Source organism: Dissulfurimicrobium hydrothermale, from assembly GCF_022026155.1.
In the GTDB taxonomy this organism is placed as follows: Bacteria; Desulfobacterota; Dissulfuribacteria; order Dissulfuribacterales; family Sh68; genus Dissulfurimicrobium; species Dissulfurimicrobium hydrothermale.
The window spans coordinates 1,530,384-1,551,291 of record NZ_CP085041.1 but is presented as its reverse complement, the minus strand read 5'-3'; the positions used below and the strand labels follow the sequence as shown (position 1 = coordinate 1,551,291).

General features: G+C 46.6%; 20 protein-coding genes. 11 read left to right on the top strand and 9 right to left on the bottom strand.

All coding sequences use genetic code 11. The features are described from left to right. Positions 1-10 precede the first annotated feature (10 nt). Together LGS26_RS07445 and LGS26_RS07440 are read right to left on the bottom strand one after the other, a co-directional pair. Positions 11-1,540: an Rne/Rng family ribonuclease gene (locus tag LGS26_RS07445; protein ID WP_237888258.1), complete on the bottom strand. Its 1,530-nt coding sequence runs from the start codon at positions 1,538-1,540 to the stop codon at positions 11-13. 92 nt (positions 1,541-1,632) lie between these two features. Continuing rightward, positions 1,633-3,789 carry a DNA translocase FtsK gene (locus tag LGS26_RS07440; protein WP_237888257.1) on the bottom strand — a complete coding sequence of 719 codons (2,157 nt, stop codon included), beginning with the start codon at positions 3,787-3,789 and terminating at the stop codon, positions 1,633-1,635. 265 nt (positions 3,790-4,054) lie between these two features. Between LGS26_RS07440 and rnc the strand changes: the two genes are divergently transcribed. The 4 genes from rnc (at position 4,055) to LGS26_RS07420 (ending at position 7,172) form a co-directional block, all read left to right on the top strand. Continuing rightward, the gene (gene rnc / locus LGS26_RS07435; RefSeq protein WP_237888256.1) at positions 4,055-4,765 is read left to right on the top strand and encodes a ribonuclease III; all 711 of its coding nucleotides are present in this window, start codon (positions 4,055-4,057) and stop codon (positions 4,763-4,765) included. Next, the gene (era, locus tag LGS26_RS07430; protein WP_237888255.1) at positions 4,765-5,685 is read left to right on the top strand and encodes a GTPase Era; all 921 of its coding nucleotides are present in this window, start codon (positions 4,765-4,767) and stop codon (positions 5,683-5,685) included. Before rnc ends, era begins: the two co-directional genes overlap by 1 nt. Before the next feature lie 261 nt (positions 5,686-5,946). Then, entirely contained in the window at positions 5,947-6,879 is a 933-nt protein-coding gene (gene lpxC / locus LGS26_RS07425; RefSeq protein ID WP_237888254.1) for a UDP-3-O-acyl-N-acetylglucosamine deacetylase, read from the top strand. Positions 6,880-6,899: 20 nt separating this feature from the next. Further along, entirely contained in the window at positions 6,900-7,172 is a 273-nt protein-coding gene (locus LGS26_RS07420; protein ID WP_237888253.1) for a hypothetical protein, read from the top strand. A gap of 1 nt (position 7,173) precedes the next feature. On the opposite strand, the gene LGS26_RS07415 is transcribed toward LGS26_RS07420, so the two are convergent. Next, the gene (locus LGS26_RS07415; protein ID WP_237888252.1) at positions 7,174-7,962 is read right to left on the bottom strand and encodes a YkgJ family cysteine cluster protein; all 789 of its coding nucleotides are present in this window, start codon (positions 7,960-7,962) and stop codon (positions 7,174-7,176) included. Between the two features lie 232 nt (positions 7,963-8,194). Between LGS26_RS07415 and pstC the strand changes: the two genes are divergently transcribed. The 7 genes from pstC (at position 8,195) to LGS26_RS07380 (ending at position 12,915) form a co-directional block, all read left to right on the top strand. Next, the gene (gene pstC / locus LGS26_RS07410; protein ID WP_237888251.1) at positions 8,195-9,157 is read left to right on the top strand and encodes a phosphate ABC transporter permease subunit PstC; all 963 of its coding nucleotides are present in this window, start codon (positions 8,195-8,197) and stop codon (positions 9,155-9,157) included. Further along, complete coding sequence (gene pstA, locus LGS26_RS07405; protein ID WP_237888250.1) at positions 9,154-9,996, top strand: phosphate ABC transporter permease PstA; 843 nt, start codon at positions 9,154-9,156, stop codon at positions 9,994-9,996. The genes pstC and pstA overlap by 4 nt, the downstream gene beginning before the upstream one ends. Before the next feature lie 18 nt (positions 9,997-10,014). Beyond that, positions 10,015-10,788 (top strand): phosphate ABC transporter ATP-binding protein PstB, encoded by a 774-nt coding sequence (gene pstB / locus LGS26_RS07400; RefSeq protein ID WP_237888249.1) that lies wholly within the window; start codon positions 10,015-10,017, stop codon positions 10,786-10,788. Between the two features lie 30 nt (positions 10,789-10,818). Then, a complete protein-coding gene (gene cmk / locus LGS26_RS07395; RefSeq protein WP_237888248.1) occupies positions 10,819-11,487 on the top strand; it encodes a (d)CMP kinase in 669 nt (222 codons plus the stop codon). Next, positions 11,477-11,923 (top strand): MarR family winged helix-turn-helix transcriptional regulator, encoded by a 447-nt coding sequence (locus LGS26_RS07390; RefSeq protein ID WP_237888247.1) that lies wholly within the window; start codon positions 11,477-11,479, stop codon positions 11,921-11,923. Before cmk ends, LGS26_RS07390 begins: the two co-directional genes overlap by 11 nt. 106 nt (positions 11,924-12,029) lie before the next feature. Then, complete coding sequence (locus LGS26_RS07385) at positions 12,030-12,413, top strand: hypothetical protein (RefSeq protein ID WP_237888246.1); 384 nt, start codon at positions 12,030-12,032, stop codon at positions 12,411-12,413. A gap of 94 nt (positions 12,414-12,507) precedes the next feature. Then, positions 12,508-12,915 (top strand): hypothetical protein, encoded by a 408-nt coding sequence (locus LGS26_RS07380; protein ID WP_237888245.1) that lies wholly within the window; start codon positions 12,508-12,510, stop codon positions 12,913-12,915. A gap of 42 nt (positions 12,916-12,957) precedes the next feature. Here LGS26_RS07380 and LGS26_RS07375 read toward each other — a convergent pair whose 3' ends face one another. The 6 genes from LGS26_RS07375 to fusA form a co-directional block, all read right to left on the bottom strand. Continuing rightward, positions 12,958-14,979, bottom strand: a complete 2,022-nt coding sequence (locus LGS26_RS07375) for an ATP-binding protein (protein ID WP_237888244.1) — start codon at positions 14,977-14,979, stop codon at positions 12,958-12,960. A gap of 164 nt (positions 14,980-15,143) precedes the next feature. Further along, positions 15,144-16,007 (bottom strand): HDOD domain-containing protein, encoded by an 864-nt coding sequence (locus tag LGS26_RS07370; RefSeq protein WP_237888243.1) that lies wholly within the window; start codon positions 16,005-16,007, stop codon positions 15,144-15,146. Positions 16,008-16,098: 91 nt separating this feature from the next. Beyond that, positions 16,099-16,875 (bottom strand): Crp/Fnr family transcriptional regulator, encoded by a 777-nt coding sequence (locus tag LGS26_RS07365; RefSeq protein ID WP_237888242.1) that lies wholly within the window; start codon positions 16,873-16,875, stop codon positions 16,099-16,101. Further along, a complete protein-coding gene (ychF, locus tag LGS26_RS07360; RefSeq protein ID WP_237888241.1) occupies positions 16,868-17,929 on the bottom strand; it encodes a redox-regulated ATPase YchF in 1,062 nt (353 codons plus the stop codon). The genes LGS26_RS07365 and ychF overlap by 8 nt, the downstream gene beginning before the upstream one ends. 96 nt (positions 17,930-18,025) lie before the next feature. Further along, complete coding sequence (locus LGS26_RS07355) at positions 18,026-18,517, bottom strand: MogA/MoaB family molybdenum cofactor biosynthesis protein (RefSeq protein ID WP_237888240.1); 492 nt, start codon at positions 18,515-18,517, stop codon at positions 18,026-18,028. Between the two features lies 1 nt (position 18,518). Then, positions 18,519-20,606 (bottom strand): elongation factor G, encoded by a 2,088-nt coding sequence (gene fusA, locus LGS26_RS07350; RefSeq protein WP_237888239.1) that lies wholly within the window; start codon positions 20,604-20,606, stop codon positions 18,519-18,521. Positions 20,607-20,908 lie beyond the last annotated feature (302 nt).

Sequence of the window (20,908 nt, the reverse complement as noted above, 5' to 3'; positions counted from 1 at the left end):
AGTGGTCGGATTATAAGTATGTTATTTCATATTGCTCAAGATGAAATGCAGATTTTGAGACAACGATTATCTCATGACCAGTATATTTCTCAAGTGTTGTAACATGTTGACTCTCTTCTTTTAAGAGCATATCGGCGATAGCTGGATGCACAGCTATTTCTATCTTGTTTGACTTGGATTGCCTTGATTTTCGCTGGATTAAACGGAATATCTCATAACAGATGGTTCTCTTGGCCTTAAGATAGCCCATGCCTTCGCAATAAAAACACGGTTCGCATAAGATGCTATTGAGGTCTTCCCTGTTTCTCTTTCTTGTCATCTGGATGAGGCCTAGCTCGGACATCCTCAATATATTGGCCTTGCTCTTGTCTTTTTTAAGGGCCTCCTTAAGGGTCTTAAAGACCTCCTCCCTGCTTGCAGGGTTCTCCATGTCTATAAAATCAATGATGATGAGACCGCCTATATTCCTAAGCCTAAGCTGATAAGCTATTTCCCTGGCGGCCTCAAGGTTTATCTTGAGTATGGTGTCTTCAAGGTGACGTTTTCCTACAAATTTACCGGTATTTACATCTATTGCGGTCAAGGCCTCAGTGCTTTCGATTACGATATAACCGCCTGATTTGAGCCATACCTTTTTTTCAAAGGCGCGGGAGACCTCGACCTCTATGCCGAATGCGTCGAATATAGGCAATGTTTGGGTATAGAGTTCGATTTTGGGCCTTAGATGTGGGGCAAATGCCTCTACAAAGGCCAATATGCGCCCATGCGCCTCATTTGAATCGACAACTAGTCGCTCCACATCGCCTGTAAAGAGGTCTCTGATGGCGCGAAGGGTTATGTCAAGGTCTTCGTAGACAAGGCTTGGTATGGGAGCGACGGCACTTTTCCTCTGAATATTTTCCCATAGATGTAGTAGAAAATCCATCTCGGTCTGTATATCTTTGGGGCCCAGACCTTCGCAGGCTGTTCTTGCAATAAAACCATAGCCCTTCGGCCGCATGGAGTCTATCGTCTCTTTGAGACGCTGCCGTTCGTTTTCATCTTCTATTTTGCGCGATATACCAACCTGATCAATGGTGGGCATGAGCACCAGGTGCCGCCCTGGGATGGAAATGTGCGAGGTCACTCTGGCGCCTTTTGTCCCTATAGGTTCCTTTATAACCTGGACCAATATCTCCTGCCCTTCATGCAGGAGATCTTCGATGCGGAAAGGGGTTGAGATATAATCGATCCGGTCATCTTCATTGCAATTGCACCCATTAGGATCTTCCGCGCATTCGGCCTGACCTAGCATGGCCTCGAATTCAGACAGATGGTCATATACATCCGTTACATAGATAAATGCGGTGCGACAGAGTCCTATATCGAGAAAGGCCGCCTGCATCCCTGGCAGTACCCTCACCACACGGCCTTTGTAGATGTTGCCAACATAACCCTTTTCAGCCTGTCTTTCTATGTGCAGCTCAGCTACCGAGCTGTTTTCAAGCAAGGCGAGTCTGGTCTCCCAGGGCGTAGTATTTATAATCAATTCGGAGGTCATAGATCTAAAATATGCCGCTCTTCATGAATATTCAAGTAATTATAAAAGGTGATTTGCTCGGTGGTGATGGTCTGGGACGATCTTCCATAAGTCTAATTGCGCGCAAGCACTTGCCGCCGCCCCATTGGATCTGCAGGTCCGACTATGCCGTCTTTTTCCATCTGTTCTATCATACGTGCGGAACGGTTGTATCCTATCCTGAGCCTTCTTTGCAGCATGGAAATGGATGCCTGACCGCTTTGTCTTACAATCTCGACCGCCTCCTCATAGAGCTCATCTTGCCAGTCAGGGCGGCACCCCCCGCCATCGCCTTCATCATCTTCGCCTGGGATGGCGTCCACGACGGACAGGTCATATTGTGGTTGGCCTTGGGCCTTCAGATGTTCTACTATCTTCATTATTTCATTTTCCGATACATATGCCCCATGTATACGCTGAAGGGTCGCCGTGCCGGGTGGAAGAAACAACATATCTCCCATGCCCAAGAGCCTTTCGGCCCCGATCACATCAAGGATGGTGCGTGAGTCAACCTTTGATGAGACCTTGAAGGATATGCGCGCAGGAAAGTTGGCCTTTATGAGGCCAGTTAGCACATCAACCGACGGCCTCTGTGTCGCTATAAGGAGGTGGATGCCAGCAGCCCTCGCCATCTGGGCAAGGCGGGCGATCGCCGATTCGACTTCTTTAGAGGAGACCATCATTAGATCTGCAAGTTCATCAATGATTACAACTAGATATGGGAGCAACTCATCGGCTATTTTATTGTAGCTATCCAGATTTCTGGCCTGGGCCTCTTCAAGGAGTTTGTATCGGCGCTCCATCTCCATCACGACCCATCTGAGGGCCCTTGTGGCATCTTTTGGTTCACTGACTACCGGATGGAGTAGATGGGGTATGCCGTCATAGAGAGAGAGCTCTATCCTCTTTGGGTCAACCATCAAGAACCGCAATTTCTCAGGGCGATGGCGATAGAGCATGGAACATATCATAGCGTTTAGGCCTACGCTTTTACCTGTGCCGGTTGCACCGGCGATCAGAAGATGCGGCATCCTGGCGAGGTCGGTCACTACAGGTTTGCCGATTATATCTTCTCCTAGTGCCAGGGGCAGGGCATACTTATTATCTTGGAAGGTCCCACTCTCAAGTATTTCTTTTAGATATACGGTCTGCCTTTCCTGGTTGGCAAGTTCAATCCCGATTACGGCCTTGCCTGGTATCGGGGCCACGATCCTAACGCTCTGGGTCTTTAAGGCCAGTGCCAGATCGTCGGCAAGGGACGCTACTTTGTTTATCTTTACGCCTGGTGCAGGGACGTATTCATACATAGTGACGACCGGGCCTGGACATATCTCGTCCACCTTGCCTGCAACGCCGAAATCCAGAAGTTTTTGTTCAAGCACACGGGCGTTTTCACGACAGGCCGATTTGTTTATTACATTAGTCTTTGAAGGCGGTGTATCAAGAAGGGAAAGGGGCGGCAGACTGAATTCACCCTTTATTGAAGTGGCCTGAAACACAGAGGCGTCTTCTGCCCCTGCGGTCTCTCTGCGTTGTTTCTTTTCACTTCGTTCTGTCTTAGGCTCGACGATCCTCGGATATCCATCATCATCTTTTACGGTCGTCCGTCCGGGCGTTTCTGGATATTCCAGGTTTTTTACCGACCCAGCGTTTGATTTCTTAAGATCAAGCCTGCCATGAAACACGTAACGAAATACGAACAGGAGGCGATTCACCCCCTTTTTGAGCGAAAATGGCGTTACGGCCATGAGCCCGGCAATAAAAAAGGCGGATAAAAATATAGCCGCTCCGCCTGTGCCGAGCAATTTTTTGGTTTCCTGCAAGACATAGGCGCCCAATATCCCGCCAGCGCCATTTTCGGAATGAGATTGAAACATCTGCAGTATAGCGCTCGCAGAGATCAAGGTTATCGTCCAGCCTGGTAGAAACCATGACGCCGGCTGTGCCTTGTCGGTCTGTGGCCCACTGAACAAAGAAAAGGCGGCGAAAAGCAGAGGCACTGGAACGACCCATACTGTATAACCGAACACATCGATAAGAAATGAGGCGATGATGGTGCCAGCCGGACCCATCCAATTTTTAAGATCGCTACCGTATAGATGACTTATTATCGAAACGAAGATGAAAACAGCAGTTGCAATCAGGAAAAGCCCTGTAACCTCCCTGAAGAAGTCCCTGCGCCTTTGAGATTCATTGTTTATGATCATATCATCTTTTGATTCGTTTGCCATCTTACCTTTGTCGGTCTTCTTGAGGTTTTACCTTGTTTTCCGAGTTGATGGTTAGTTACGGAGCGACCTATCCTTTTGCGGCAAGGCGGAACGCCGAGATGATCAGGCCAATTTTGTCATTTTCCATGCTTGATTTATTATTTTATCATTTTATGATGTATAATCATACCTATCTAAATGATTATTTTTATGTCATTCAGCCTTACTTTGCAGCCTCATGAAATCGTGTAATCGGCAATTTAATCTTAGTTTTTATCCAAATGGAATGCAAAAAAAACAAATACAAAAAAGATCCAACATCTCAGAACTTGAACAAAAGATAGGCTATCGTTTTTCCAATAAGTCATTACCAAAACAGGCGATTACGCACCGTTCCTATGCTGTAGAGCAGACACCGAGGGTGCTGGACAATGAACGTCTTGAATTTCTTGGGGATGCAGTCCTTGGTCTTGTGGTCAGCCACATGCTTTATTTCAGGTATGGGAGCGGATACAAAGAAGGCGACCTCAGCAGGATAAGGGCATTTCTTGTAAATGAGTCTCAATTGGCCAGGCAGGCCAGAAAGCTAGGACTTGCAAGCTGCATTCTGCTTGGTAAGGGGGAGGCGAGATGCAACGGCAGCAACAAGGATTCTATCTTGGCTGATGCGTTTGAGGCCTTGGTGGGCGCTATATATCTCGACGGCGGGATTGAGCCGGCGTTCCTTTTTATTAAAAGGTGGTTTGATGATCTATTTGATATTGCATTAGATTTCGGCCTGGAACAGGACTATAAGACAAATCTCCAGGAGATCACACAGCGGCTCTATCATGAGACGCCGGTTTATGAGGTTGAGCAGGTCTCTGGGCCTGACCACGAGCGGCTGTTTACAGTAGCCCTGTATCTCAGGGGCGATATGCTTGCGAGGGCTACTGGTTCCAGCAAAAAAGAGGCCGAACAGAGGGCGGCCGAGATCGCAATCGGAAAATTGAAGTGATGCGCAGTGAATTGGATGAAAAAGGGCCTTTCAGATCGGGGTTTGTAGCAATAATTGGTGCGCCGAATGCCGGTAAATCGACCCTTTTGAACCAGTTACTCGGAGAGAAGGTGGCCATAGTTACGCCCAAGCCTCAGACCACCAGGCGCAATATCAAAGGGGTTCTTACCGGCCGAGATTATCAGATTATATTTATCGACACCCCAGGCATCCATCGTCCTAAAAGGCCTTTAAACAAACTGATAGTAAAGTCGGCCATAGATGCCATGCGCGATGCGGATTTATTGCTCATGCTTGCCGATATATCCTGTAAAAAAGGGGTGGAAGCTGCGCTCTCGCTCGTAGATGTCATCAGGGAAAACAGTCGATGTGATACAATTCTTGCTTTTAACAAGATAGATATGGTCAAAAGAGAGACTCTATTGCCATTAATAGATCTTTTCAAAGATGCATATCCATTCAGGGCCATAGTCCCGGTTTCGGCCAGATGCAACAACGGCATGGGCAGGCTTGTCAGCGAGATACTGCGATCGCTTCCTGCCGGTCCTCAGTATTATTATGATGGCTCTTGTATAGTCGATCAGGGTATGGATGAGTTCGCTGCCGAACTTGTTCGTGAAAAGATATTTTTGACGACGAGGGAGGAGGTGCCCTATTCCGTTGCGGTCGAGGCTGAGAAGTTCGATAAAGGGAGGGATGGCCTGATCAGGATAAAGGTCGTAGTTTATGTAGAGAGGCAGTCTCAAAAAGGGATCATAATCGGCAAGGAAGGGGTCGGCCTGAAAAAAATCGGTACGCTTGCCAGGGTCGAAATGGAAAAAAGATGGGGGTGTAAAGTTTATTTGGATATATGGGTCAAGACGCTTAAAGATTGGTCTAGAGATAAAAGGCATCTCAGACGCTTCGGATTTGGCGATTGACATGTCAAATGTGACATTTTAGTCTCTTTTTTCTTTTAAGGCATGAGGTTAAAATGTCACACCACATTAATTTTTCTTTAATTCAGTTTTTTATCCTATTGATTTAATGCGCTATTCTTTTAATCATTTTTTGGCATATCTTTTGCTCTTCTTCTTTTTAAGAACTCTTTAAGAACCTCAAAAATAAAATAAGGGTTGTTGCCTGTGTAACTAACAGGGGATGTTGAGTGTGTTTATTTATAAATAATGTGGAGAGAGCAGGTGGTTTTTCAAAATACGCTTAAAAAATATGTAATGGCTTCAGGTATCGGCCTTCATACAGGGGCCAGGGTGACCATAAAATTGCATCCAGCGCCAGTTGATTCTGGCATTAGGTTTGTGCGGACGGATCTTGATCCAGTGGCACTTATACCTGCCAACATTGGATATGTCACAGAGACATCGCTTGCTACAACAGTGGGCAATGCTGCTGGGTCTGTTTCAACTATTGAGCACCTCATGGCTGCCTTTTTTGGGATGGGTATAGATAATGCCATTGTGGAGATAGACGGGCCTGAGGTCCCAATTATGGACGGTAGCGCCTATCCTTTTGTAGCCATGATTAAGCAGGTTGGTTTGAGTAGCCAGAAGGCGCCTAGGCGTTATATCGAGATACTTGAGCCTGTAACCGTTAGTTCGGGTGATAAGACTGTCACAATCTCACCGTGTGATAGTCTTTATGTGTCCGTCGGTATAGATTTTGATCACCCTATGATAGCAAGACAGCAATTCGATTCCAGGGTTACGCCTCATATTTTTGAACGACGTATAAGCAGGGCAAGGACCTTCGGTTTTTTAAAAGAGGTTGAATATCTCAAAGAAAATGGTCTGGCGCTGGGAGGTTGTCTTGACAATGCCCTTGTGCTTGATGACAAGACCATCTTGAACCAAGATGGCTTAAGATTTTCAGACGAATTCGTGCGCCACAAGGCCCTTGATTTAATTGGAGATATATACCTTTTAGGTAATCCGGTCTTGGGTAAGATAGATTCATTTAAAAGCGGTCATGCCATCCATCACCTTTTAAGCAAAGAACTTTTGAACCGCCCTTATACATGGCGACTGGTTGAATTGGATGCAGAAAGGCCGGCAGATCCATGGGCGGTACAGGCTATATCGGGAGAAAAGGGGATCTTTACATCCGTTTCTGTGTAAACTTGAGATTAGGGGGTGTCATGGATTCAAAGGAACTCTGTGAAAAGATCAGAGAGATATACCCTGATATCGGTAAATGCCATATAGACCTTGATGTAAGATACGATCAAGCAAAAAAAGCCTGGGTGGTTCGTTTGGAAAGGGGCGGCAAAAGACTTGAAACGTATTTAGAGCCTCAAGAGGCAGATGCATGTATGATCGGCAAGGAATGCATATCACTTGGCATCCAAGTCGCCCAGCTTGTAAGGGATCTGGAGGAAAGACCTGAAACTAGACAGTCCGAAGGTGTATAGACTATGTCTGGCGTGTACGGTGTGTCGCTTTGCATGTGAGACAAGTACCCTGGAAAAGTCTTTTTTTTACCCAACGAATCCCGTATTTGAGGAGCTCGAGCTCGTCATTAGTAATCTTTCTGATTATCTCCCCTGATTCTAGATAGCGATCAAGATTTGGACCTTTCAGAAAAAAACGTCTGAATTCATCAAGATCGTAACAGCCGCGGTAAAATATCTCTATCTGATCTGCCGTGAGGCTTGGGTCGCCTACTTCTATCTTTGCCTGCAAAAGCTCTCCAAATATATCGTTTATTTCGTTATACGGTTTTATCTCTTGGTTTTTGACCCATTCTTCTACTGTCCATTCCACCCCGTCTTGAAAGCCTAGACAATCCGGTTCCTTAACTATATAATAAAATTCTTCAACACCGTTTCTATCTTTGGAACGGCAGGATATCCTTGCAAGGGGATATGTCCTGCAAGCGCCGGGTCTGTCGTCATAAACTGTGCATCCCTTGCCGGTTTCAAGAAACGGGCACTTCATGTCGGCGCCTTCCATTTTAAGCATCACCACCGGAAGGCCTGAACCAGGCCCGACATGCACGCTTGTATAGCGCTTCAGGAAATCCCATGATTTCAAGCCCAGGCATTTTTTAAGTCTTAAGATATCATAGGGGGTCAATATAAGATTGAGATCGTGGCAACAGGCTGTAAAACAGGCCCTTTCAGGGGTGCACGAAAAGCGGAACGTATCCCTGCCCACCATCTTTTTTGAAGAGTCGAAACAGATTTGAGGTCCTTCGGCCATCTGATTCTCCATTTTATTTTTATGCATCGAGATGCCAAATTAAAATACGAAATTTTGCGGCATCGGACAAGGCGCCTTTTGTTTGATTGTATTGTATGACGATCATGTTACATAAAATGGTATCATCGATTTTTATATGGTAAAAGAAAAAATTTGGTTTAATATCAGATAGCATAAATAAGGCTGTGAAATTTTTATCCATCAAATAGGTTTGCAAACGGGGATCCGAGGCTTGTTTCGCTATTTAATAGCTAAAAATGACAAATCAGGTTCATGGGCGCATCTCCCCATTTTTGACTCGGCCTTCAGATTTATTACGTTAGCTGCGGCCCTTTCCATACTGATCTTGCTTGTAATGATGCTTGCAGTGCTTATATACAACGCTTGGCCTTCCATTCAACGTTTTGGTTTGAAATTTCTCATATCCACCACATGGAACCCAGTTACCTCTGAATTCGGGGCCCTTACAACAATAATAGGTACATTGGTATCCACAGCGCTTGCCATGTTGCTTGCAGTCCCTGTCGCCCTTGGAGTGGCCATATTTCTTACCGAACTCTCGCCGCTTGCGCTGAGACCCATCTTCGGTGTGGCTATAGAACTTCTGGCTGCGATACCGTCTATTATATATGGCATGTGGGGCCTTTTTGTCCTTGCGCCCTTCATGTCGGATTACATACAGCCGTTTCTTGGGAGATATTTGGGGTTTTTGCCGCTTTTTCAGGGACCGCCCATGGGCATAGGGATGTTCACGGCCGGCGTAGTGCTGGCCATAATGATATTGCCCTTTATGGCATCTATCATAAGAGATGTATTTTTAATGACGCCAAGGGTTATAAAAGAATCCGCCTATGGACTTGGTGCAACGATGTGGGAGGTGGTTAGACAGATAGTACTTCCCTACGGTATGAGGGGTGTAATAGGTGGGCTACTTCTAGGCTTGGGCAGGGCTATCGGCGAAACGATGGCGGTAACGTTTGTGATAGGGAACGCCCATGAATTGTCACTTTCCCTGTTTGCCCCTGGTAATACCATTGCCTCAACGCTTGCCAACGAATTTACAGAGGCGTCGGACAGAATCTATCTCTCGGCCCTTATAGAACTAGGGCTCGTTTTATTTTTGATCACCTTTGTCGTGTTGGGACTTGCAGAATGGTGGCTTAAAAAAAGCACGTCAGGGGGATATAAGGCATGAAGAAGAAGTCTATGTTGCCCAGACGGCTTGTAAACAGCGTGGCCTTGGTCGCCTCCTCAATATCCGCCTTTATAGGGATATTTTTTCTCGTATGGATACTTTTTGAAATACTAGCCAGGGGTTTTTCAGCCATAAATTGGGCGTTTTTTACCGAACTCCCGCTTCCACCCGGCGAGGCAGGCGGTGGACTTGCAAACGCCATGTTGGGCACCGTCATTATCACCGTTCTTGCCATGATAATGGGCGTTCCGCTTGGGATCTTGGCAGGTACATATCTCTCAGAGTTTGGTCACGGCAGATTTGCAGGGGTTACCCGTTTCTTGTCCGGCATATTCGGTAGCGCCCCTGCGATTGTAATCGGGATATTTGTTTATGCCATCATTGTCGTGCCGATGAAAAGTTTTTCCGGTCTTGCCGGGGCTGTGTCCCTGGCCATCCTTATGTTGCCGGTCATTACAAGGACAACCGAAGAAATGCTGAAGCTTGTGCCATCCGGGCTGAGGGAGGCGGCGCTTGCCTTGGGTGCGCCCTACTGGCATATGGTTGTCCAGGTGGTATATCGTGGTGCAAGGGCTGGCATGTTGACTGGTATAATTCTCGCTGTAGCCAGGGTCTCGGGTGAGACCGCACCGCTCTTGTTTACATCGCTGAACAGCCCTTATTGGCCGAGCGGGATACTGCGTCCGATGCCGAATCTTACGGTCACTATCTTTAATTATGCGATGTCACCTTATGATGATTGGCAGATGAAGGCCTGGGGGGCGTCATTTATTATTGCCTTTTCAGTCCTTGTCATGAATATAATAGCCAGATTTTTGGTTCATCGCATGGAGAAATAAAAATAGGGGGAAAGAGGGGTGTTTCTTCCACCGGATACGCCTGTCAAGATAAAGGTTAGAAATCTCAATTTCTTTTATGGTAAGGTCCAGGCGCTGTTTGATAATAGCATAGACATAGCCGAATATAAGGTTACGGCCTTCATAGGCCCATCAGGCTGTGGAAAGTCCACACACATTAGGACATATAACCGTATGTATTCATTATATCCTGATCAGAGGGCGGAGGGCGAGGTCATCTTCGACGGTGTAAATATCCTTTCATCCGATGTCAATTTGATTGATCTTAGGATGAGAATTGGGATGGTCTTTCAAAAACCAACACCGTTCCCTATGTCGATATTTGACAATGTAGCCTATGGCATCAGGTTAAAGTACAGCCCGAGCAAATCGGAACTAAACGACAGGGTGGAGCAGGCCCTTAAAGATGCGGCATTGCTGGATGAGGTTAAAGACAATATCCATGCCGTCGGGACGGCCTTGTCCGGTGGACAGCAGCAACGCCTCTGTATAGCAAGGGCGATCGCTGTCGAGCCTGAGGTGATATTGATGGACGAGCCATGCTCTGCCCTTGATCCTATCGCTACATACAAGATTGAGGAATTGATAGAACGTCTGAAGGAAAGATTCACCATCGTGATCGTAACACACAATATGCAACAGGCGGCACGTGTTTCTGATTATACTGCCTTTTTTTATCTCGGGCGATGTGTGGAATTCGGGCCGACTGACAAGATGTTCACCAATCCTACAAAGAAGGAGACAGAGGACTATATAACAGGTAGATTCGGCTAATTTTTCATTGAAGCGACTAAGGTCTTAGAAATGACGATAATTACAATAGACGGACCAGCGGGTGCCGGAAAAAGCACCATAAGCAGATTGTTGGCAGCGAGGCTTGGTTATAAGTATCTCGATTCAGGCGCTATGTATAGGGCTGTGGCATGGATTGTGAAAAAAAACGGTCTAGACGTAACAGATGAGGAGGCTGTTTCTGGGTTGTTAAAAACTATACGGTTAGACTTTGATTTTAATAACAATAAGATTATTATGAATTGTAAAGATATCTCTGATATCATCCGCGGTCCCGAAATGGACGCCCTTTCCTCTGCGGTATCGAGGCTTAAGCCTGTTAGGGATTATTTGACCAGGTGTCAAAGGGAAATCGGCGGCAAAAATAATATCGTCGCCGAAGGAAGGGACATGGGGACGGTTGTCTTTCCTGCAGCTGATTTTAAGTTTTTTATTACCGCCAGCACGCCGGAGAGGGCTATGAGGAGGATGAGGCAGCTTGAAGCAATCGGCAAGACCGTAAATTATCATGATATGTTATTACAGATCGAGGCAAGAGATGCCGCGGACTCTACGCGCGACCTTGCCCCATTAAAAATGGCGCCTGATGCGTACTTTATTGATACAACAGGGCTTACGGCAAACGATGTTCTTGAAAAGATATTAATTTTAATGAGTCATAAAGATAATTATGAAAAATGATTTTAATATTGATAATTGTCTAGGTTTTATTGCAAACAGACTGGTCAAGGAATTTCAAAGAAGTTTTGATGAAAAATTGTCTCAATACAACCTTACGTGCGCCCAGTTTTGTGTGCTGATGAAGCTTTTTGACGGTGACGGGCTTACGCAGACGGAGCTTGCCGACCGCCTTTATATAGAAAATCCCACCCTTGTCCGTACATTGGACCGCCTGGAGGCATCGGGCCTTATAGAGCGTCGTAGAAGTCCGAGGGATAGGAGGGCTTATCACGTATATCTACGACCCAAGGCATTGGAGCTGAAGGCCATAATGGAAAAGGCCGGCGAAGAGATGAATAAAAAGGCGACCGACGGTCTTTCTCCCCAGGAAGTCTCCGAGGTGAGGAAGCGTCTCATCTTTATTTGGCAAAATCTGGCCAAAAGAAGCCAGCTTTAATCAAACTCGAATCGGATATTAAATTTCTTGTTGATTTTTTTTAAAGAATAAAGTAGTAAATTTATTAGAATACTAATTTTTATTCTAAATATTAAAAGGATACTATATGTTTAAAAAGAAGGGCCATGTCGCCGGTTCGGTTTTTTTTGCATTTTTTATCATCCTTTTTTCCGGTTGTGCAAAACCTGGGGTGGCGATTCATACGACACATGATATTGGAATGGCAAATGCAGAGAGGATTACATTGCTCGGTTCGGGTAGTTCAAATAAAGACATAGAGGCGCTTTGCAACGGAGATCTTGAAAAGATTCTCGCCGCCGTAAGCTCGCTTGATGGTAAACAAAAAGAGATGGTCCGTTACTACATATGTGGAGGGAAGGATTTGACAAAGGCCTTCAGGGATTTCTATTACGGCCTCCCTGATGCGTCGCGGCTGGACCTTGCTAGGGCCTTTGCGCTCTACGGGTATCAGATACGTGGTTTCAGCTGAGGAGGATGATCTTCGGCTGCGCGGCGCGCAGAGAGATTGTTCTATGAAAAGTTCGTTTGTTATTAATAAGTTATTTGAAAGGAGGTTTTGCTCTATGTCGTTAGTCAAGAGAAATGTATTGTCTATGGTGTCCATAGTCTTTCTCTTTATGGCGGCCATTGTCCTTTCCGGCTGCGCAAGGCGTGCCGTTATAGTAACCTCGACACACTGGCTTGGGATGGCCAGTCTTGAGAGGACTACTTTGCTTGGTTCACCTAATAAAGGCAAGGACAGGGATGCCCTTTGTCACACCTATTTGAAAAAGATTCTGGCCTCCACATCGCTCAATCAAGGACAACAACAAAAGATCTATTCATATGCATGCTCGGATAAGGATTATGTAAGTGAATTCTATAATTTTTATTACAGCCTGCCCGATGATCAACGTATAGAACTTGATAAGGCCTTTGCCCATTATGGATATTATGTCCAGGGGTATGGCTGTTTTAATAGCTACGGCTGATAATCTACCCAAGCCTGCGCGGTGCGCAGGCAGCTTTTAGAATCATGACTGGTTGACTACCTCTGATATTGCGCAAATAAGTCCATCCAGCTTGAACGGTTTGCAAAGGACCGCAGCTATGCCTCTGGCCTTGAGGTCTTTCCCGTCATAATCACATCCCCAGCCAGTAAGGAGGATTACAGGTACAGGGGGGGATTTTGCATGGGCTGCTGCGGCTATCTGCCAGCCGTTTACCAGCGGCATGCCTAGATCTGTTATTATGAGATCGAATCTTTCAGTTTCAATGAGCGATAAGGCCTTTTCGCCGCTTGAGGTACCTGTTACGATGTGGTTCATATCTTTTAACATGACAGATAAAAGATCGACAAGGGGCGCTTCATCGTCTACCACAAGTATCCGCAGCGCATTTATGGCGGCAAGACCTTCCTTGTTTGCCGCGTCCGGCTGATGGTGTTTGACGACAGGCAGGGACAAGATAAATGTCGTGCCCTTGCCTGGTTGGCTTTTTACCCTTATATCTCCACCGCTTCCAACGATGAGACCATACGATATGCTGAGCCCGAGGCCGGAGTTTTCAACGCCTTTTGTACTAAAGAATGGGTCAAACACCTGTCTCTTTATATCATCGGACATACCTGAGCCTGTGTCCTCGATCTCGAGGAATGCTGTCGAACCGTGCTGATAAGTGCGCAGCGTGATGTCACCCCCATCTGGCATGGCCTCAATGGCGTTGAATATCATGTTTATCAACACCTCTCTCAACTCGGACTGCTGGATGGATACCGGCCCGGTATCATCAAGTTGTTTAATAAGATTTATCTGGATCCCCTTTCTCTGACAAATATCTTTCCATCGCGGGCTTGTGAGTTCTATTGCATCTTCTATGGCTGTCTTTACATCAGTCGGGGCATAATTTTCTTGTTTTAAGGCATTGAACCTAGTAAAGGTCTGGAGCCGGCGTATCATCTGCGCCCCGTCAAGCACCGCCCTTTCTATATTCTTTATACGTTTGAGCGCAATAGGGTCTGTTATGCCTCTTGCGAGAAGCTCTATATTACCAAGGATGGCTGTCAAAAGGTTATTAAAGTTGTGCGCTATCCCACCTGCCATGGTGCCGATAGCCTTAAGTTTTTCATCACGCAATAGATCTTCACTTATGGATTGCCTAGTCGAAGGGTCATAGATGACCAACATAACCCCATCGATATGGCCGCCCCGGCCCTTCAATGGATGGAGAAATATCTCAACCGGCAGCGCCGATCCGTCTGCTTTCGCAAGATGTACGTCAGACGCTCGGGTTATCTCTCTTTTATAGAGGACGTGCTTAAACACCTCATCAAAGCCTGCCGCGTCAACAACTATCTTACTTATCGGTTGGTTCCTCAGATGGTTGATCTCACTGTCAAGCATATTCAAAAGGCGCTGGTTTGCATAAACAATGTCGCCGTTTATATTGATAATGCATATGCCCTGGGGGATATATTGCATGACTGATTCTAGATATGATGCTGACTCCTTTAGCCAGGCGTCCGCACCATGACCGATGATGCCAGCCTCAACGAGTTGCTGCAGATTCAGATGTCCGCTGTTGAGATGGTCTTGAAGGTCTGCCTGTCGAAGCAGATGTCCTGCGAGATCGGCAAGGATTATAAGGCATCTTCTCTTGATCTCTGGGAGCATCCTTTTTCTGGAAGCACTCATATTGATGACCCCTTGGTCCCCAAGAGGGAGACAGACAAAGGATCCGGGATTTATTTTTGCCCCCTTTTTATTGGGTAGCGGTTGGCTTTCGCAATCTTCTATAAAAAATGGGGTTTGATACTTGAATACACGCCATGCAATACCCTCATCCCTTTGAAAAACAAGATCTTTATTGTAATCGATTTCGATATTGTCACCCAGGACATCCAAAAACCCAGTCGCCTTATTTAACCTTAGACAATCATGCTCTTTGTCATAAAGAAGAATAGATGCGTTTTCAAAATCTGTATCTTCTATGAGTATCCTTGTGATATGTTGTGCCAGTATATCGCGCGGTAAATTGGCGGTTGCCGTTCGTATCATTCTTAGAATGATACCCAAGGCATTGATCGTTTCTAATTTTTGGCTTCTCAATTGCAAAAAATCATCTCTGATCGATGCTGATACAGGATCAGCAGTGATCGTGGATTTTCTAACATTCTGTCTGTTGTTGTTCATGTTTCAATAGTTCGATTATGGTTGATTTATTAGATGGCATCATTGATGAATGCCTCTATCTTGTTTGTTAGATTTTTGAGCGTATCCATGGAATCCTGCAATTTCCATAGATTTATATCTGCAAGAGATAAGATTTTTTCATTGGGGACTATTTGCGGCACTATAACGGACTTTCCAATAGTGTTAGCAAGATAATCCGCTATATATATAAGGGCCACCTGTTTTGAATAGATGCCTTCCTTTATTGGATCGTGGTGCCAGCGGATCACTAGGCAGACAGGTTCCGGCAGTCTCCATTTTTTTGCAAGTGCCCATCCCAAGAATGAGTGTGTTATACCTAGATCATTTTCAGCCTCGCAGAGCGATTTGCCCCCATTAAGTGAAGACGTAACGGCCTTATTAAACCAATCCGGCAGCAATGCGGCCATGGCCAACCTGCCGATATCGTGCAGAAGACCATAAAGTTGCGCCTCATCCCTTTTGATCCATGTTTTGTCCATCGCAAGTTCGCTTGCAATGAATGAGGTCAGCATAGAATGACGCCAAAATTTTATGAGATCGAAGGCAGTGGGCAGCAACGCCTGAGAGAATTGCTGCATCAAGGCCGTTGACAGACATATACCTTTTGCCTCTCTCAGACCTATTGTCATTACGGCCCTGCGGACATCATGTATTTGCTTGGTCGCACCATAAAATGCACTGTTTGCGACCTTAAGGAGCTGCGAACACAGGCTTGTCTCTATCCTAAAGGCCTCTTCTATCATATTTAAAGAGACATCTTTTTCAGTAAAGAGCCTCAGGCACCTTGATAGCGCCTGATCCGGACATGGCAGCCATTCGGCGGAGTTGATTTTTTCAAGGCACAGAGAGAGATTGGGGGTAGGGATATCCATGAAAGGTCTTTAGTAGTATTTTTAATGTTATTTTTTATAATTTATCATTCATTCTCTAAACATCAAGGCCGGCCTTTGTTTGGGTCTGTTGTCAAATGAGTTTAGCGACGCCTTGGGCCAGATCTTCAAGACCCCTGCGGTCAAGGATGGTTATATCGGCCCCTTCCATCCTGATAAGCCCGCGGCCTGATAGGCGCGCAAAAATCCTCGAGAGCGTCTCGGGTATGGTCCCAAGGAGGCCTGCAAGTTGGTTCTTTGTGATGTCAAGCCTTATCTTGTCAGACCCATGGCCCTTGTCACTCAAAAGCAGGATGTATTTAGCAAGCCGCCCTGGTGTGTCTTTTAGCGAGAGGTCTTCTATGAGGTGGGTGAATTTTTTGAGCCTAACTGATAATACCGATAGCATATTCAATGTGAGCGCTGGGTCTCTAGCTATCAGTTCTACAAAACGTTCCTTCGGTATGAATATGGCTGTGACATCGTCCATCGCCTGGGCATAGGCCGGGAAATTTATACCCTCGAACACAGCAACCTCTCCGAACGGCTCGCCCGGCCCGAAGACATGCAGTATTTGTTCCTTCCCATCAGGGGAGAGTTTGAATATCTTGACCCGGCCCGAAAAGACCGCGTAGAAACCAGCCGCCGGGTCACCCTCGGAAAAAATGGTCTGTCCTTTGCGGTAAAGGCGGAGTTCAGTGATGCCAGCGATCAACCTCAGCCTTTCAACGGAGAGCCCATCAAACATGGGTGTCATTGAGAGGCCGTCCATGATATTTTTCAGTCCATCATTTTTTATCCCATCCTGCCCGCTGTCTTTTTGTATGCCGTTTTTTTGAAAGGCAACCATCTGTATTAAAGACCTAGACATTGAATCTGAAATTTACTACATCGCCGTCTTTTATTACATAGTCCTTGCCTTCAAGCCGAACCTTGCCGGCCCTTTGCGCCGCGACATACGATCCATGGGACATGAGATCTTCGTACGAGACCACTTCGGCCCTTATGAACCCTTTTTCTATGTCTGAATGGATGACGCCAGCGGCCTTTTGGGCATGCGTGCCGGCTGCAATATCCCATGCCCGTACCTCATCCTCACCGACGGTAAAGAAAGATATGAGCCCTAGAAGGGCATAAGATTCTTGGATGAGTCTGTCGGTGGCCGGTATTGACAACCCTAGATCTTTTCTGAATGCCTCTGCCTCATCAGGCTGGAGCTCTTTGAGCTCCATCTCGAGGCGCCCTTTGATTTCAACAGTTACTACGCCTTCGGGTGCAACAAGATGAGTTTCGCCCACACTGAGTTCATCTGCGCTGTTTAAGACTACGATGCACGGCTTTGCGGATAAGAGTGCGTAGCCCTTGAGCAAAGGAGACATTGCGATCTTATTTAAGGACCTTAGGGCATGACCGCTATTTAATACCTCATATGCCTTTTTGAGCAACTCAAATTCGTTTGGATCCCCTTTTTTCCCTTTAATGATTTCTTTTTCAACCTTTTCGATACGTCTTTCCAGGGCAATGAGGTCAGTCAACACGAGTTCCGATTCAAAGGCCTCGAGGTCTCTTTGCGGATCAGCGGCATCCCCTGGCCGTTCAAAATTTCTGATTACATGCACCAGGGCATCGACAGGTCGGAGGAGCCTCAAAATTTCATCCATAGAGGCGTCTTTGGCGCGGCCGTCGGCATCTTTTCCGGAAATGCCGCCACCGACATCGACATATTGCACCTGGGCATGAATGGTCTTTTTGGGTTTGTACATATCAGACAAGGCATCGAGGCGTTTGTCCGGGACGTTTACTATCGCAAGATTCACCTCTTTTTTGGCGCCGCTATATGAAGAAGTCTCGGCATGGCCGCCGGTAAGGGCATTAAAGATGGTGGTCTTGCCGCTCCCAGGCAGACCTACTATACCTATTTTCATAAATACTCCTGTTTAAAGATGACACGAAAACATTTTTTATTTCCTCTTCAAAAGATGGAGGAATCACTATTTATTGTTAAAGCAAGGAAGCATTTCTTATCTTTCACAGCATGGGGTATTGTCACCTTTTATTTTATCGATCGCGTGCTTCAGAATGGGCATGATCACAGAAAGGCCGGTCTCAACCCCGGCCGGGCTACCTGGCAGGTTTATAATGAGCGTCCGCTTTCTGACCCCGGCCACTGCCCTCGAGAGCATGGCCCTTGGGTTTTCTCCTATACCCGCAGCGCGCATCGCCTCTGGTATGCCTGGAATAAGCCGTGTGATCACAGCCATTGTGGCCTCTGGCGTTGTATCTCTCGGCGTAAGCCCAGTGCCGCCTGTCGTTACGATTATATCCACCTCCTTTTCATCTACCCATTCCATGAGGATTTTACTGATGGTCTGTTGTTCATCAGGCACTATTTTATGTATAAGCACATCGAATCCTTTCTTACTAAGAAGTCTGGATATGACGGTACCGCTTGCATCCTCTCTGTCACCCTTGGATGCGCTGTCGCTGATCGTGAGTATACCAGCTGTGTACATTCTATTTTTCTCCTTTGCCCCTTTCCTCGTTGATCTTAGCTATGAGTTTGTCGAGTAGATTCCCGGGCACCTCTTCATAGTGGGATATCTCCATAGAGAATGTCCCGCGTCCAGCGGTTAAGGCGTTTAGGTCGAGTACATAGCGCTGGACCTCGGCCATCGGGACGAGAGCGGTTATTACTTGGCGACCGTCTTGTCCCGGCTCCATACCCATCACCCGCCCCCTCCTTGAATTTAAATCCCCGATCACATCTCCTACGGCATTGTCTGGTATCTCAATAGTCATCTTGACTATAGGTTCAAGGATGGTCGGCTTGGCATCCAGTACGCCTTTTCTGAAGCACTGGATCGCTGCTATCTTGAAGGCAGTTTCGGATGAATCAACCTCATGCGACTTACCATCGTAAAATCTTACCTTTATATCTACTACCGGCAACCCGGCCAACGGACCTGACTGCAGCGCTTCATGAAGCCCTTTTTCAACAGCCGGTACAAAGTTTCTTGGGACATTCATGCCGACAAGGGCCTCTTCAAATTCAAATCCGGCCCCACGTGAAAGCGGCGTGATGTCAAAATGGACCTCGGCAAACTGACCTGCCCCGCCGGTCTGTTTTTTATGTCGATAGATTACCCCTTTTTGTGCAGCCTTTATAGTCTCATGATAAGGGATTTTCGGAAGGGCGAGTTCGACCTGTACCCCAAACTTGCGTTCCATCTTTTCAATGGTGACGTCTATGTGTATCTGTCCGTTTCCGGCTATAAGAAGTTCTCCTGTCTGTTGATCCCGCTGTATCGCGAGCGTCGGGTCTTCTTCTTTGAGCCTTGCAAGTACCTGTGTGATCTTTTCTTCATCCCCTCTTGTCTTGGGTCTAATGGCATAGGTCAGCACAGGCGGTTGTATATCAACAAAGGGGTATATTACGGGATTTGCACGGGTACAGAGGGTGTCGCCCGTTGCCGTCTCTTTGAGCTTCGTAATGGCGATTATCTCGCCGGGTGTCGCCTGCTCGACTGGTTTTTGGGCCTTGCCTTCGAGGAGGAATATCTGGCCGTAGCGTTCATCAACCTCCCGGATACTGTTATAGAGAACGCCGTCCGGCTTGATGGTGCCGGAATAGATCCGTAGGATCGAGAGACGCCCTGCATATGGATCTATCAAGGTCTTAAAGACGATGCCGGATACAGGCGAATCATGCAGCGGTTTCATGATGATCTCGGACCTTGTGTTTGGATTGAGGCCCTTAACGTCTCCCCTGGCCTGAGGACCAGGCATAAGATTGACTATAAGATCCAAGAGATTTGGGCTTGCTATGTTTTTTATGGCGGATCCGCATGCTACAGGTACAAAACCGCCTTCGCTGACGCCCTTCATGAGGCCTGATATTATTTCTTCCGGGCTCAGCTCCACCCCCTCCAAAAATTTTTCAAGCAGGCTGTCTTCAGATTCTGCTGCATATTCGATCAAATTTCCACGCAAGACACCTGCTTCGTCTTCGAGGTCGGGAGGGATGTCGATTTGGGTCGCCTTCCCGCTCCCATCCGGGGCAAAGACAAAGGCCTTCATTTGGATGAGATCAACTATACCTTTAAACCCCTCCTGTGCCCCTATGGGCATAAAAAGCGGTACCGGCCTTATGCCGAGCGTCTTTATCGTATCGACAGCCCTTTTGAAATCCGCCCTCTCCTTATCCATCTTATTTATGAAGATCATAGCCGGAAGTCCAAGCTCCTTGATCATGCGCCATGTCTTTTCCGTTTGTGGCTTCAATGGATCAACCGCATCCATCACATAAAGGGCATTGTCCGCAACCCTGAGGGCCATTTTTGTCTCTGGCAGGAAATTGTCTTCCCCTGGGGTGTCGATTATGAAGACCCTTGTCTTTTTCCATGTGAGGTTATGAAGGGCGGCGCTTATTGAGATGCGGCGTTTGATCTCCTCCGGTTCAAAATCAAGACACGAGCTCCCGTCATCCACCCTGCCCAGGCGTTTTGTCGCCTTGGCAGTAAAAAGCACGGCCTCTGCCAGAGAGGTCTTGCCGCTCCCGTTGTTGCCAGCAATGGCGATGTTCTTGATGTTTTCATTTTCCATGCTCAATCCCTTCCTCTCTTGGAATTAAAGAACAGATAGATTTGATCAAGATAATGAATGGTTGCTGTCTGCGTCAAGGGTTCCTGCAAAAAACCCTTGTTGAGGCACGATATTTTTTGTCGGATTTGCATTAAAAGGCCCTTGTACAACCGTTTGATCTGGACGGATCCCTCCTGACAGCTATCATGCTGTTACACAAATCAGATTAACAGTGCAGATGGGTGATATCCTAATAGTCTTTTTATTGATGCTTGACTTAACATGTCTTGCTCTTTTATGTTATGTAGTATTTGTTACAAAAT

Bases quoted from the DNA above. Each gene is read 5' to 3' on its own strand.
- LGS26_RS07445 (WP_237888258.1), bottom strand. From the start codon at position 1,540: ATGACCTCCGAATTGATTATAAATACTACGCCCTGGGAGACCAGACTC.
- LGS26_RS07440 (WP_237888257.1), bottom strand. From the start codon at position 3,789: ATGGCAAACGAATCAAAAGATGATATGATCATAAACAATGAATCTCAA.
- rnc (WP_237888256.1), top strand. From the start codon at position 4,055: ATGCAAAAAAAACAAATACAAAAAAGATCCAACATCTCAGAACTTGAA.
- era (WP_237888255.1), top strand. From the start codon at position 4,765: ATGCGCAGTGAATTGGATGAAAAAGGGCCTTTCAGATCGGGGTTTGTA.
- LGS26_RS07420 (WP_237888253.1), top strand. From the start codon at position 6,900: ATGGATTCAAAGGAACTCTGTGAAAAGATCAGAGAGATATACCCTGAT.
- LGS26_RS07415 (WP_237888252.1), bottom strand. From the start codon at position 7,962: ATGGCCGAAGGACCTCAAATCTGTTTCGACTCTTCAAAAAAGATGGTG.
- pstA (WP_237888250.1), top strand. From the start codon at position 9,154: ATGAAGAAGAAGTCTATGTTGCCCAGACGGCTTGTAAACAGCGTGGCC.
- cmk (WP_237888248.1), top strand. From the start codon at position 10,819: ATGACGATAATTACAATAGACGGACCAGCGGGTGCCGGAAAAAGCACC.
- LGS26_RS07390 (WP_237888247.1), top strand. From the start codon at position 11,477: ATGAAAAATGATTTTAATATTGATAATTGTCTAGGTTTTATTGCAAAC.
- LGS26_RS07385 (WP_237888246.1), top strand. From the start codon at position 12,030: ATGTTTAAAAAGAAGGGCCATGTCGCCGGTTCGGTTTTTTTTGCATTT.
- LGS26_RS07380 (WP_237888245.1), top strand. From the start codon at position 12,508: ATGTCGTTAGTCAAGAGAAATGTATTGTCTATGGTGTCCATAGTCTTT.
- LGS26_RS07375 (WP_237888244.1), bottom strand. From the start codon at position 14,979: ATGATACGAACGGCAACCGCCAATTTACCGCGCGATATACTGGCACAA.
- LGS26_RS07370 (WP_237888243.1), bottom strand. From the start codon at position 16,007: ATGGATATCCCTACCCCCAATCTCTCTCTGTGCCTTGAAAAAATCAAC.
- LGS26_RS07365 (WP_237888242.1), bottom strand. From the start codon at position 16,875: ATGTCTAGGTCTTTAATACAGATGGTTGCCTTTCAAAAAAACGGCATA.
- ychF (WP_237888241.1), bottom strand. From the start codon at position 17,929: ATGAAAATAGGTATAGTAGGTCTGCCTGGGAGCGGCAAGACCACCATC.
- LGS26_RS07355 (WP_237888240.1), bottom strand. From the start codon at position 18,517: ATGTACACAGCTGGTATACTCACGATCAGCGACAGCGCATCCAAGGGT.
- fusA (WP_237888239.1), bottom strand. From the start codon at position 20,606: ATGGAAAATGAAAACATCAAGAACATCGCCATTGCTGGCAACAACGGG.